General features: G+C 66.5%; 11 protein-coding genes. 5 read left to right on the forward strand and 6 right to left on the reverse strand.

Translation table 11 applies throughout. The features are described from left to right. Nucleotides 1-109: 109 nt before the first annotated feature. The 5 genes from IEY73_RS21830 to IEY73_RS21850 form a co-directional block, all read right to left on the reverse strand. Nucleotides 110-1,198, reverse strand: a complete 1,089-nt coding sequence (locus IEY73_RS21830; RefSeq protein WP_189081148.1) for a glycosyltransferase — start codon at nucleotides 1,196-1,198, stop codon at nucleotides 110-112. An 87-nt stretch (nucleotides 1,199-1,285) separates the two neighbouring features. Next, a complete protein-coding gene (gene wecB, locus IEY73_RS21835) occupies nucleotides 1,286-2,419 on the reverse strand; it encodes a non-hydrolyzing UDP-N-acetylglucosamine 2-epimerase (protein ID WP_189081149.1) in 1,134 nt (377 codons plus the stop codon). Next, entirely contained in the window at nucleotides 2,416-3,291 is an 876-nt protein-coding gene (locus tag IEY73_RS21840) for a dTDP-4-dehydrorhamnose reductase family protein (protein WP_189081150.1), read from the reverse strand. The genes wecB and IEY73_RS21840 overlap by 4 nt, the downstream gene beginning before the upstream one ends. Beyond that, complete coding sequence (locus tag IEY73_RS21845) at nucleotides 3,288-4,535, reverse strand: glycosyltransferase family 4 protein (protein ID WP_189081151.1); 1,248 nt, start codon at nucleotides 4,533-4,535, stop codon at nucleotides 3,288-3,290. The genes IEY73_RS21840 and IEY73_RS21845 overlap by 4 nt, the downstream gene beginning before the upstream one ends. 47 nt (nucleotides 4,536-4,582) lie before the next feature. Continuing rightward, nucleotides 4,583-5,626, reverse strand: coding sequence for a polysaccharide biosynthesis protein (locus IEY73_RS21850; RefSeq protein WP_306661519.1), 1,044 nt, complete (start codon nucleotides 5,624-5,626; stop codon nucleotides 4,583-4,585). 322 nt (nucleotides 5,627-5,948) lie between these two features. Between IEY73_RS21850 and IEY73_RS21855 the strand changes: the two genes are divergently transcribed. From IEY73_RS21855 to IEY73_RS21870, 4 genes are all read left to right on the forward strand, one after another. Next, a complete protein-coding gene (locus tag IEY73_RS21855; RefSeq protein WP_189081152.1) occupies nucleotides 5,949-7,877 on the forward strand; it encodes a DUF4012 domain-containing protein in 1,929 nt (642 codons plus the stop codon). A 64-nt stretch (nucleotides 7,878-7,941) separates the two neighbouring features. Beyond that, nucleotides 7,942-8,553, forward strand: a complete 612-nt coding sequence (locus tag IEY73_RS21860) for a hypothetical protein (RefSeq protein WP_189081153.1) — start codon at nucleotides 7,942-7,944, stop codon at nucleotides 8,551-8,553. 292 nt (nucleotides 8,554-8,845) lie between these two features. Further along, nucleotides 8,846-9,850, forward strand: a complete 1,005-nt coding sequence (locus tag IEY73_RS21865) for a helix-turn-helix domain-containing protein (RefSeq protein WP_189081154.1) — start codon at nucleotides 8,846-8,848, stop codon at nucleotides 9,848-9,850. Between the two features lie 1,442 nt (nucleotides 9,851-11,292). Then, nucleotides 11,293-12,036, forward strand: a complete 744-nt coding sequence (locus tag IEY73_RS21870; protein ID WP_189081155.1) for a DUF6082 family protein — start codon at nucleotides 11,293-11,295, stop codon at nucleotides 12,034-12,036. 55 nt (nucleotides 12,037-12,091) lie between these two features. Here the strand turns inward: IEY73_RS21870 and IEY73_RS21875 are convergent, their stop codons facing one another. Further along, complete coding sequence (locus tag IEY73_RS21875) at nucleotides 12,092-12,292, reverse strand: DUF397 domain-containing protein (RefSeq protein ID WP_189081156.1); 201 nt, start codon at nucleotides 12,290-12,292, stop codon at nucleotides 12,092-12,094. Between the two features lie 494 nt (nucleotides 12,293-12,786). On the opposite strand from IEY73_RS21875, the gene IEY73_RS21880 reads away from it, so the two are divergent. After that, the gene (locus tag IEY73_RS21880; protein WP_189081157.1) at nucleotides 12,787-13,428 is read left to right on the forward strand and encodes a DUF4232 domain-containing protein; all 642 of its coding nucleotides are present in this window, start codon (nucleotides 12,787-12,789) and stop codon (nucleotides 13,426-13,428) included. Nucleotides 13,429-13,455: the final 27 nt, after the last annotated feature.

Raw genomic sequence — 13,455 nt, forward strand, 5'->3', positions numbered from 1 at the left:
ACCACCTCATAACCCAGCTCCGCGAAACAGATCGCATAAGTCGCACCCAGATAACCCGTACCCAGAAACGACAACCGGGGCTTCGAGCTGATCCGGGGATCCGGGTTAATCATCGAGCTTCCCTCCGCACCATGCTTCGCTGCCGAACTGCATCGAAGATACTTAATTGATCCGACTTCTGACGCCATTCTCTAAAGATTTCCCCGCACCGTTTGCGCGCGGCCAGTCGCTGTTCGCTATCGGACCCCGCGATAGACGAAAGGATTTCCGATAGGCTCTCGACGATTGGATTTCCGATGACTATTCCCCCTCCCGCAGCCAGACGGTCGGTCCATGGGGTCTGATCGGTGCACACAACGGGGCAGGACGCCGAAAGGCTCTCCGCGATCACATGCCCAAAATTCTCGCCTCTCGTGGGAAAGACAAACGCGTCGTAGGTGGCGAAGGTCGCCCGGACCTCAGAGGGCTCAAGTTCACCGCAGTATCTAACCCTTACATTGGGGGGAAGACGATCGATGACTCGCTGGCAAGTTCGCCAGTACTCTTTATCCTCAATTGGACCATAGATGTCATACTCGACTTCGCGTTCCACGCGCTGGAGTGCTTCCAACGCGGCGGCGAGATTTTTCTTCGGACTCACACGGCTGATAAAGACCAGCTTGGCGACCGTTGATGTGGCGACAGGTCTCAGCGGCTCCCGGGGTAAGCCACTCTGATTCTGATTAACCACCACAGAAGCACCAATGAACTGTCGCCTAATATCGGCCGCTTCTAGTTCGGCACTCGCGTGCCAGAACACCTTGGAGCCTCGAAGCAGGTATCTCCACATCGCAATGAAGGCGCGCTTCTTTACTGACTTGAGCTGGAGCGCGCCCGGCGACAACTCTCCACGAGGAGCGATCAAGATCGCGCTCGGCCGAATCATGCGTAACCATGAGGCCAGAATAGGAACAAGCGAAAATCGCGGATTGAACAGACTATTTACATACAACAGATCCGGAGAGTCAGCACGGAGCCGTTTCCAGACAGCGAACCACTGACGTCGACTGGAAGCGTTCAGATAATAGATCTTCGAATTGCCGCGGTCGACCCACCTACCAGACAATCCGGGGTAAGAGTGCTTGTCTCCAAGATCACGGTCACTGGTAATGAGTCTCAAATCAACGTCATTTGGCAGGGTGTCGATAATGTGCGCCACCGACCGAATAGGGCCGCCGGCTCGGAACCCGGGCTCGAACACTGGGCAAGTCATGGTGACCTTGTAAGGCTGCACAGGTGTCGGCATTCAGGACCCCCGTCCGATCCGGATCCCCGCCCAATCGTGATGTCTACGCGAAGTGGAGATTAGGTAGTTCGTAACGCGACGTGCGGTGTCGATGATCTGATAGTCTTCGGCACAGCTAGCAGAACCGCACGAGCGCATCAGCGCGGCCTTCAGGGCCTCGACAACTTCGCCGACGTCGATGGCAGCCATCATAATCGACCCCGCATCCAAGGATTCCGGACGCTCGATTGAATTCCGCAGGGTCAGCGCCGGAAAGCCAAGGATTCCGGACTCTTCGCTAATAGTTCCGCTATCCGAAAGCACGCATTTCGCCTTCGTCTGGAGGTGCACGTAGTCTAGGAAGCCGAAAGGCTCATGGAATGTAATGCCCTCCAGGCTGCTCAGATCGTCCGCGCGCTGCTCCAAGCGTTTCCGTGTGCGCGGGTGCGTGGAGACCAATACCGGCAGCTTCCACTCATCCCGCACTGCGCGTAGACAGTCGATCAGCTTGCCCAGCCGCTCCGGATCGTCGACGTTTTCCTCTCGGTGGGCACTCACAAGGAAGTAGCTGCCAGGTTCCAGGCCGAGCCGGTCGAGCACGGTACTGGCGTCGATCTTCGGACGGTAGTAGTCGAGCACCTCGCGCATGGGTGAGCCGGTGTGCATGATGCGCCGGGGGTGTAGGCCCTCGGCGAGCAGGTTGCGCCGGGCGTGCTCGGTATAGACGAGGTTGAAGTCGCTGATGTGGTCGACCATGCACCGGTTGGTCTCCTCCGGCACGTTGAGGTCGAAGGACCGGTTGCCGGCCTCCATGTGGTAGACCGGCACCTTCAGACGACGGCCCATGAGGGCGGCAATGGAGCTGTTGGTGTCGCCCAACACGAGCAGCGCGTCGGGGCATTCCTCTCGGATCGCCTGCTCGACGCCGACGAGAACACCGCCCAGGACGCTCCCGAGCGACGAGGTGTCGACGCCAAGGAAGCGGTCCGGTTTGCGGATCTCCAACTCCTCGAAGAAGACGTCACTGAGCATCGGATCCCAGTTCTGCCCGGTGTGGACCAGAACGTGATCGAGAGTCTCGTCGAGCCGGCTGATCACCCGGGAGAGCCGGATAATCTCGGGCCGGGTGCCGACAACTGTCATAATTTTCGTCATCGTCCCGCTCCCAGCGTGGAGCGGCCGAGGGCGGACTCGGCCATCCGCATTTCTTTGATCATGGTCTTCCATGCTGGCGGTCTATAGCCGGTGAGGGCGAACAAGCCGTCTGCCCTCATCGACCTGTCGCACCGGACTTTCGAGTCAGGTGCGATCGTGCCGTGCCAGCCATACTCGTCGGCGATGACGTGGAGAAGGTCGTGCTTGGAGATCGGGTCGGAGGCGACGTGCAGGAGGCCGCTCAGCGCGGGATGGTTCCTGATCACCGACTTCACCAAGCGCGCCATCTCCGTGGTGGTGACACCGCTGTAGATCGCCTCGGTAAACCCCCGGACGGTGCCCTGACTGGACAGAAACCATTCAAGGAGGGAGCGCTTGGATGAGATCTCGCGCCCGATGATCGACGTTCTGAGCACGAGGCCGGTCTGCCCGGCCTCGCCCATGAGCTTCGATCGTCCGTAGAAGTCCACCGGGTCGGGGGTGTCCTCCTCGGTGTACCGGCCACGCCGCCCAGAGAAGACGCAGTCGGTGCTGAAGTGGATGAAGCGACGCCCCCTCTCGTCGCACTCACGCTCAAGAACGTGAGGGAGCATCGCATTGACAGCGATGGTGTTGACCTTGTCCTCGACCCTCGGGTCCTGCTTGATGACGCCGATGCAGTTGATGACGACATTGGGGTCGACCTGATCGATGACGGCTTTGATAGACCCGAAGTCGGAAGCGTCGATGCCATCCAGCACGAGGGCTCCGAAGTTGAAGTTGCCTGGCCTCTTACGAACGGCACCGGTGACGTGGAGGTCACTGTCGCTCGCCAGCTCTCGGAGTACGGTGTGGCCGAGCATTCCTGATGCGCCAAGAACGAGAATCTTCATGCCTTTACCTCCGAGCGAGCCCTGGCGGCGTTCCGCAGGATCTCCGTCAACGACTCGGCGCCTACGTCCTCGCCCATGAATTTCTGGTAGTAGTTCCGGCCGGAGAGGCCCATCGACACCAGGTCTTCCCTCGGCACATCTCGTGCCTGCCGGATTACCGATCCGAGCTGTGTGGCATCTTCCGGCGGGCAGACGAAGCCAGCCGCCGCATCCGTGACAGCGCGGGCCGCGTCACCGGCGCCGCAGATGATCATTGGCCGAGCGCACGCCATGATGCTTTGCACTTTGCTGGGAATGGTCAGTTCGAACAGTTCGCGCCTGGCAAGCGAGACGATCTGCACGTCGGCTGCGGCCAGCAACGGCGGTATGCGCCGCGGATCCACCTCGCCGAGGAAGTGGATGTTGAAAAGACCTCGCTCTTTAGCGAGGCCGATGAGGCGTTGCTTCTGCACGCCACTGCCAAGCATGACTAGGTGGACGTCCGGCAGGTCCCGGACCCTGTCCATGGCGTCGATCAGCGTCTCAAGTGCCTGTGCAACCCCGTGGTTGCCGGCGTACATCAGGACGAAGTCGTCGTCGGCAATGCCGAGCTGTGGCCGCAGCCCGGAATCGGCCGGGCATGGCTTCATGATCTCTTCGTCCACCCAGTTGTAGACCAGGGAGATCTTCTCAGCGGAGACTCCACGGGCGACGAGCTTCTCCTTCATCCCGGGTGTCGTCACCGCGACATGTTCCGCACCCCGGTAAGCCGCTTGAGTGAATCGGGACAGAGACGACTCGGCCACCCTCCGAGCGACGCCTTCATGCAAGAACCCCGAGGCGAAGACCGAATCCGGCCATAGATCCAGGATCAGAAGGACGTAGGGAACACCCGACCTCCTCCGCGCATACATGGCCGCTGACGCGGCGGTCGCGGGCGAGGAGTAGACCAGCGCAACATCGGACTGTCTGATCGATCCTTGCCCGAAGACCGTGGACGAAAGCGCGTACGAGGCCAGATTCGTCATACGGCCAACAGCGGAGTGGCCGTGGCTGGGGAAGAGCGGGTTGCGGACGACTCGGAAGCCGTCGACTTCCTCGCGAGACCGCTGCCAGGCCCTATATCCCGTGTGGACCTTCCCGGTCGGATAGTTCGGGATGCCAGTGACGATCTCGACGGCGAGCCCACGGCGGCGGAGGGCTCGCGCGATCCATAGCGGGGTCTTGGTGGTCTCCGGCGGAAACCATTGAGTGACGTAGGACACTGACAGAGGGGCGGCGGCCCCTCGATTGCGTACGTCTGGACGTTGGCTCATCGGATCTGGCCGTCCGACTGCGCGACTCCCACCTCGGCTCGGATCTCGGGCAAGGTGCGCAGGAGGTCTTCGACCTCGGATACGGTCAGGCGCGTGGCGTTGTCCGAGTTGAAGTCGAACAACGGTTTCCTGTCCGTCTCTCCTTCGTCGAAGTAGAGCGAGTAGTTGAGGTCGCGGCTGTCGATGGGGATGCGGAAGAAGTCGCCGTAGTCCTGTGCGTGTGCGAGTTCCTGAGCCGAAGCCAGGGTTTCCGCCATCTTCTCGCCGTGCCGGATGCCGAGGATGTTCATCTTCGGGGCGACGCCGAACAAGTTGCACAGGGCGGTGCCCAGGTCGGCCACCGTGCTCGCGGGTGCCTTGCGGATGAAGATGTCGCCGGGGGCGGCGCGGGTGAAGGCGTGCTCCACCAGGTCCACCGAGTCGGCCAGGGACATCAGGAAGCGGGTCATCCGGGGTTCGGTGACGGTGAGCGGTTCGCCGGCGCGGATCTGCTCGATGAACAGCGGGATGACCGAGCCGCGGGAATACATCACGTTGCCGTACCGCACGCAGGACACGTTGGTGGCGGCGTTCGGGTTGTTGCGGGCGTGCGCCTGCACGACCTTCTCCATCAGCGCCTTGCTCATGCCCATCGCGTTGATCGGCTGGACGGCCTTGTCGGTGCTGAGGAAGACGGCGGACTGCACACCGTGGCGCTCGCACGCGTCGATGACGTTGCTGCTGCCGATCACGTTGGTGCGGATGGCTTCCAGCGGGAAGAACTCGCACGACGGGACCTGTTTGAGGGCGGCGGCGTGGAAGACGTACGTGACGTCCTTGACGGCCTTGCCGACGGAGTCGGCGTCGCGCACGTCGCCGACGTAGAAGCGGACCCGGTCGTCGCGCAGGCGGCGGCGCATGTCGTCCTGCTTGGCCTCGTCGCGGCTGAGCACCCGGACCTCGTCGGCGCCGGCGGACAGCAGCCGGCCGACCATGGTGCGGCCGAACGAGCCGGTGCCTCCGGTGACGAGGAAGCGTTGGCCGGTGAGTGAAGGCAGCAAGGTTGTCCTCCCGTCCGGCCGCGCGGGCGCGGCCCGGCATTTGCTGCGAGACGATGTGGTTCCCGACGACAAACGAGCTGCGCCGGAGGCGGGTACCGGACGGCCCGTCCGTCGCCGGTGTTTGCGCCGGATTCGCCTGAACGGGGTAGTCCGAACACCCCGGCCGGGCTGCTGCCGTTAGGTGGAGGAGGCCGCGCTTCGGTCAGTCCGCGCCGTTGGTGCTTGTGCGGCGCGTGCCGGGCGCTCTTGTCTCTCAACACAGGGCGCCACCGGTCGGGACGGGACGCGACGCGGCGGCGCGACAGCCCAGCCGAGGAGTGTCGTGCAGAACGAGGATCAGCCCGGCGGCACGCCGGAGGAGCAGAAGGCCGGCGGTCCGGAGCGGTATGCGTTCGAGGCGCCGCAGCGTCCGTCCGGGGTCGAGTTCAAGAAGGTGCGGCGGGCGGTCGCGCCCGGCGCGCAGCCTCGGAAGACGGCGAAGGGCCGGCGGCGCTGGCCGTTGATCACGGCCGCCGCCGTGATGCTGATCGTGCTGGTGTGGGCCGGCATGGTGGCGGTGCAGGGCGTACGGGCGAAGGGGCACCTGGAGACGGCGGCCGGGCTATTCTCCCAGATGCAGCAGCAGTTGCAGCGCGGTGACCTGGCGGCGGCCGAGGGGACGCTGGCGGCATTGCGGGCGGAGACCCGCGCGGCGCACGAGCAGACCACGGGTGTCGCGTGGTCGGCGGCCAGTCACGTGCCGCTGGTCGGGGACGACCTGGCGGCGGTGAGCCAGGTCGCGGCGGTGCTGGATGTGCTGGCGAGCGATGCGCTGGGTTCGCTGCTGGACGCGGCGAAGGGGCTGGACCCGCAGTCGCTGGCGCCGCAGAGTGGCCGGGTGGACCTGGCGCCGGTGGTGGCGGCGGGTCCGCGGATCGCGGCCGGGCTGGCGTCGATCCGGTCCGCGCGGCAGCGCCTGGCCGGTGTGGACACCGGCGGGCTGATGGGCCCGGTGCGTACGGCGGTGGAACAGCTCGGGGACGGCCTGGCGCGGGCGGAACAGGTGGCGGCGACGGCCGACCGGGCCGCGAAGCTGCTGCCGGTGATGCTGGGGGCGGACGGGCCGCGGACGTACCTGGTGCTGTTCCAGAACAATGCGGAGGTCCGCGCGACCGGGGGGATGCCGGGCGCGTACATCGTGGTGAAGGCGGACGCGGGCGCGATCCGGATCGCGGACCAGGGGTCGGCGGCGCGGGACCTGAAGGTGTTCGACCCGCCGGTGCAGGATCTCGGGGAGGATCTGACCGCGCTCTACACGGACCGGCCGGCGGTGTTCCCGGCGGACGTGAACCTGACCCCGGACTTCCCGACCGCGGCGGCGCTGGCGCGGGACATGTACCGCAAACGGACCGGGGTGGCCGTGGACGGGGTGCTGGCGACCGACCCGGTGGCGTTGTCGTACCTGCTGAAGGTGACCGGCGCGGTGACGATGCCGCAGGGTGAGCCGTTGACCGCGGACAACGCGGTGCGGTTGCTGCTGTCCGAGGCGTACGCGAAATATCCGGACCCGACCGACCAGGACGACTATTTCGCGGGGGCGGCGCGGGCGACGTTCGACGCGTTGCTCGCCGGTCGCGGCGACCCGAAGGGTTTGCTGGCGCAGATGGCGCGGGCGGCCGGGGAGCGGCGGCTGCTGATGTGGAGCGCCCGGCCGGACGAGCAGGCCACCCTGGCGGGCACGGTGCTGGAAGGCCGGTTGCCGGAGGAGGACAAGGACGCGCCGACGGTGGGGGTGTTCCTGAACGACGGCGGCGGGTCGAAGCTGAGCTACTACCTGACCGAGGCGGCGACGCTCACCGCCGGGGACTGCGCCGAGGACGGCGGGCGCCTGCTCACCTTGAAGCTCACCCTCGGGTCCACCGCGCCCGCGGCCGGCCTTCCCGCGTACGTGCGAGGGCTGGCCCTGTCGGGTGACCCGCACACCTCCCGGACCAATGTGATGGTGTTCTCCCCCACCCAGGGCGGCATCCTGTCGGTCACCTCCGGCGGGCAGGAGGTCGACCTGGGCAGCGGCATCGAACGCGGCCGGATGGTCGGCGTCATCACCGTCGACCTGCCGCCGGGCGCCTCCCAGACGTACGAGGTCACGCTGCTCACCGGCCCGCTGGACGCGGCGCAGACCACCGTGACGCCGCACCTGTGGACGACGCCGGGGGTGCGGCCGTGGGACACGCGCGTGGACGCCGGCGGGGCGTGTCGCCCGAACGTCTGACAGACCGCCCGGACGGTGACTCGTTGGGACTGGAGGATCAGTCCCACATATGAAAGAGGCAACCATGAGCCGATCTCGGGCTTACACGGTGCTGTCCTCGCTGATCGCCACGCTCGCCATGACGGTGGGCCTGCTGACGTTCAGTGCAGGGGCGGCCACCGCGCGGCCGAAGCATTATCCGCCGCCGGCACCCGTCCTGGTGTGCAACCGGCCCGTGGTGAAATATGGCGTCACCGTGCGCATCACCGGCCGCAAGTACGCGTACCGGGAGCGGGTGTGGATCACCATCTCGTTCCGGCCGAAGGGTTCCAAGTACACCCGCGTGGTGCGGCGGACCAGCACCATGGCCAACTCCAAGGGCAAGTTCATCGTGCGGGCCAACATGTCCCGGGCGGGCCTGGTGTTCATCACGGCCAAGGGCAAGCGGTCACACCAGTCGGCCACGGTGAACGTGTACGTGATCAACAAGAAGAAGGGTCACGGCGGTTGGTGGGTGAGCCGTGCGGCGTACACCGGCGGCGTGCCGGGCAGCGGCGGCGGCGTGAGCTATGTGACGCCGGTCTCCCAGGATCAGCCGGTGGGCGCGTGGCTGGCCGTGGCGGGCGTGGCGGCGATGGGCGTGGCGGGCAGCGCGATGGCGACCCGCCAGACGATCCGGCGGCGCCGGGCGGCGTGACGCCCCTCCCCTGTCATTCCTGAAAGGACGGCCCCGGCGCTCACCAAGGGCGCCGGGGCCGTTCCGTTCGCCGGGCCTACTCGTCGCCGGGTTATTCGTCCTCGTCGCCGGGTTATTCGTCGCCGTCGCCGTCGCTGTTCGTCCTCGTCGCCGGCGCTGTTCGTCGCCGTCGCCGTCGCTGTTCGTCCTCGTCGCCGGCGCTGTTCGTCGCCGTCGCCGGCGCTGTTCGTCCTCGTCGCCGGCGCTGTTCGTTCACGGTGCCGCCCCGGCTCGGTAATCAATTGTCAGATCGATGTTGGTTGGTATCGTCGTCGCGGGGGTGGCGATGGGTGCATCCGAGGTCGAATGGGCGCGTTTCCGCGATTATCAGCATCTCCTGCACCGGCTGCCCGCCCCGTTGGAGGCGGACGGGAAGCCTTTTCACGGCTTCGGCTACGAGTTCCACTCCACCGAGCTGGACGACGGTGTCGAACTCGCCGTCAACACTTTGCGGCGGGGGCATCTGCTGGTACGCCGCACCCGCCCCCTGATCCGCCGCTCCGACCCGGAGGCGTACCGCCTGCTCGTCGTCCTGCGCGGCCGGGCCGACATCACCCAGGACGGCCGGGGTGGCTGCTTCCGGCAGCTCGACCTGGGCTTATATGACACGTCGGGACCGTTCGAGGTGTGGCGCCCCGCGGACACCACGCCGTCCACGTTCGCCATGCTCACGGTCTCCCGCAAGCGGCTCGCCGTCCCCCGGGGAGTACCCTCCGGCGTGATCGGCGAACCGGTCGCCGGCCGGTGGGGCATCGCGGCCGTGCTGGCCGGTCACCTCCGCGAACTCAGCCGGCAACACCGCCACTACACCGAAGCCGACGCGGCCCGGCTGGCCGGGTGCACCGTGGACCTGTTCGGCGCATTCTTGGCGCACCTGGCGGACGAGCGTTCCGCGCACACCACGGACGCCTGGCGCCGGTCCCTGTTCGCCCAGGTGCAAACCTTCGCCGAGGCCCGGCTGGACGACCCGGACCTGGGCCCGCAGACCATCGCGGCGGCACACCACATTTCCGTACGCTTGCTGCACAAAATCTTCCAGGAGAAGGGACTCAGCGTGTCAGCCTGGATCCGCGACCGGCGACTGGAACGCTGCCGTCGCGACCTGGCGGACCCGCAACACCACGGCGCGACGGCGTTCAGCATCGCGCTCCGGCGAGGCTTCCGCAGCGAATCCCACTTCAACCGAACCTTCCGGAACGCGTACGGGCTGACCCCCGGCCAGTGGCGAGACCAGGCCCACTCCGCCCAGTCGCCGTAGCAGTCACCGGGTGGTCGCAGCCGACACGGCGTCTCCGGGTTGCCGCGCCTTCGGGCTGCACGGCGTCTCCGGGTTGCTGCGCCTTCGGGCTGCGCGGCGTCTTCGGGCTACACGGCGCGGTTTGGTCGCACGGCGTCGTTCGGTCGCACAGTGCCGCTTGGTCGCACGGCGCCGTTCGGTCGCGCGGTGCGTTGGCCGTGCCGGGCCGGGCAAGACCGGTGCGCTGATGGTCAACCTCCGAGTCGGGCGACGCCCGCACGATGGATGCCGATGCACATGAGTCACTACCCGTAGGCGATTCGGCTCCGGCAGTGATAACGGGGGCTGCCGGAGCCCCGCCCCCGCCTCACCCCACGTCCCGCCGCGTCACGCCCCGGTCCCGCCCGGCCTCGCCACGTCTCGCCCCACGTCCCGCCGCGTCACGCCCCGGTCCCGCCCGGCCTCGCCACGTCTCGCCCCACGTCCCGCCGCGTCAATCTCCCTCCCGTCGATCTGAGGAAGCGCCCGGCCGTAGCCGGTGGCTGCCACCGTCCACTCGGCCGTAGCGCAGGGCTGCCACGCCGAGTTCATGACGTCCATAGACGACGGCCGAACGAGCGGTGACAGCCACCGGCTACGGCCGGACCTCACCCGGCCGACACACCCGGGCCGATACACCCGGCCCTTCACGCCCCCGATCCCCTCGCCGCCGCCCCATCCGCCGGCCGCCCCATCCGCCCGCCGGCCCATCCGCCGCCGCCCTCCCTTCGCCGCCACTCCCTTCGCCGCCGACCTCTTCACCGCCGCCCCCTTCACCGCCGCTCCCATCGCCGCCGCGCCCTTCACCGCCGCGCCCTTCACCGCCGCCCCCTTCACCGCCGATCTCGGGGTTTCTGGTCGGACATACCCGGCAAGCACCCCCAAGTCCCCTCGCGAAGTCCACGATCGCCCCCGCCAGCGCGTCGATCTTGGATTTTTGGGTCGTATAAGTCGGATAAGCCGTGTCAAAACCGGCACAGGAAGTCCAAGATCGACGCGCTGGCGGGGGCGGGGCGGGGCGGGGCGGGGTCGACGCGCTGGCGGCGCGCGGGCGGGGGCGGGGCGGGCGCGCGGGGGCGGGCCATTTGGAGCGCGAATGGGCGTGGCCGTGTGAAAGTCTGTTCGGACCGTGTCAGAGCCTGCACGAAAACGTTGCGTCAAGAGGCTATCGCCGCGCGAAAGCACGAGAGTGCGCAGTTCGGAACGCGAGAGCGGGCACCTTAGTGACGCAGGACACAAATGATGCCGGCGACCATGACTCGAATGGCAAGCCGATACGCCCAATGGGCTCTATCGCAGGTCGCCATGCGGCAGGCTGCCACCTGTCTGATCATTCTCTATTGGCATGAATGAGGCACGGTGACCATTTGCTCACCGCCAATGTGGAGACTTAATCTGCAGGGAGGTGCGTTTGAGGAGTCCAGATGGCGGCTGGGGAGCTCCACGGGTTCGCGGCGTCGGATCGCAAGTCCGGAGGCGCGCGGACGCTGACAGCTCTGCTGATCGCCGCGATCGCTTGCCTGGCCGGCGCGATGGCCTTTCCGTTCGTCTTGACGGTCCTGTCTGCCGATGAGGACTATTCCGCGGTGGGGAACGTCGGCGAGGGCGCGTCGGCCTTGGTCGCAGGTCTGGCGCTCATCGTCGTGACGCTGTCGGTGCTCGTGCAATACAAGCATTTGCAGTCGTCGCGAGCCCAGTCGCTGGACGACTTCGGCGACGATCTGATTCTCATCGCCATGGAACATCCGCACTTCCGTCAATGCTGGGGTCCGCGCGTCTCCCCCGAGCATATCGACGAGGAACTCTTCTACTATTGCAGCAAGGTCGTCAAGTTATGGATCCGCTCGTGGCAGCTCGGACGGATCACCGAGCAGCAGGCGCGCGAATACCTGGCCAGGTTCTTCGACAGCGAAGTGCCCCGCAGGTTCTGGGAACAATACGGCAATTGGCATCTACCACCGACAGGTGCCCATAACCATGAGGAACGCTTCCACGCGATAATGGATGAGGAATATCTGCGCGCCGTCAAGGCCGGGCCACCCACGCGCCCCTACGAGATGCCGGCCTCAGCGAAGCCGCGCCTCGCGAGCGCCGACACCGTCGATGCGCGCAAGCAACTGGGGGCGTGCGGCGCAGAGCCGCGCGAGGGCCAACGCCCGATACGGTGATTCGCCCTGCCGGCCCTTGTCGGGAGAGCCGGATCCGAGCATTCTGATCCGCAGATCAGCGGGGCGGTTCGATGAGCCAATCCCCGGACTTGATGGTGCCGAGGAGGTCCGCCAGGGCGCTCTTGTCGACGACGAGCACCGCCTCAGGGAACCGCGAGTTGCGCAGGCCGATCTGGTCACCGGCGGGGGCGGCTTCGACACAGTGGTCCCGTCCGACGCATGCCTTGCTGCGGATCCACGAACCGGTAACGCTCATCTGGTGCCGCTCCTGGGCCGTTCCTAGGCCCGGGGGCCGTGTCCTTCATGATCAGGTTGGCTGCGTCGCGCCGCGCCTGAGGCAGAAAACGCCCAGGTCACACGCACGAGTGAAGCCGCCCCGGCAACGGGACGCCACCGATGCGGGCGCATCCGCCTCCCCCCGTAGCGTATTCGGTACAAACCCCTCGATACCATCCGGATCCCACGCATGCCGGGCGACGCCGCTCCCTGGGCGAAGTGAGACCACGCCCGGACGAGCACACCGCACCGGCGCCCGCCGACCCCCGCATGTAAGGACTCTGTTCGGGTCGCATCAAGAATTGCTCAGCGGCGAGCCTCCACACCGATTCCGCGCTATCGTGTCCCCCTTTTTGGGGACCGCGCAAATAATGACGGTGATGATTACCGATGGCACAAATGGGGGAGTAATCACGTCCGGCGGCGTGCATAGCGTTGGCTGGTCCGATTGATTTCTGCAGAGCGGAGAGAGTGATGTCCAAGGCGAAGACGATGGCGCTGGTGTCGGGTGGCCTCCTCGCCGGTACGGCCCTGATGGGGTGCTCCTCATCCGCCACACCGACGCCGGTGTCGGCACCCAGTTCGCTCGCGGCGGGAACGCCCGTGACCAGCCCCGCGGTCAGTCCCACGGCCACCTCCACGAGCACCGGTGGCGGGGAGGACGGCGACGGGGGCGGCGGCACCGCGATGTGCACCGTGGACGACTTGAGCGGCGGCACCAAGTCCGATGAGGGCGGCGGCGCGGCCGGGCACACGGGCAAGTTTCTCATTGTGACGAACATGTCCGACTCGGCGTGCGGACTGAAAGGCTTTCCCACTGTGGCATTCTCGGCGGACGCCGAGGGAAAGCAGGTCGGCAGCACCTTCAAGCACATGGACAGCGACACCCCGGAGAAGATTGTCATCCAGCCGAAGAAGGACGCGTACGTGACGGTGTTGCTGGCCGACACGGGAGCGGAGGGTGACGATTGCCAGCCGACCCAGGTCCAGGGCTACTCGCTTCGGCTTCCGGGCAGCGACGACAAGCTGATCGTGCAGGGCATGCAGAAGGCGTGCGCGGCGCAGGGCAAGGGCGTGGGCCAGGTAGGCCCGTTCATCCAGGGCACGCCGGAGTAACGAGCACACCGAGCCAGCGGCCACCCG

It is taken from the genome of Mangrovihabitans endophyticus, from assembly GCF_014646155.1.
GTDB classification, from domain to species: domain Bacteria; phylum Actinomycetota; class Actinomycetes; order Mycobacteriales; family Micromonosporaceae; genus Actinoplanes; species Actinoplanes endophyticus.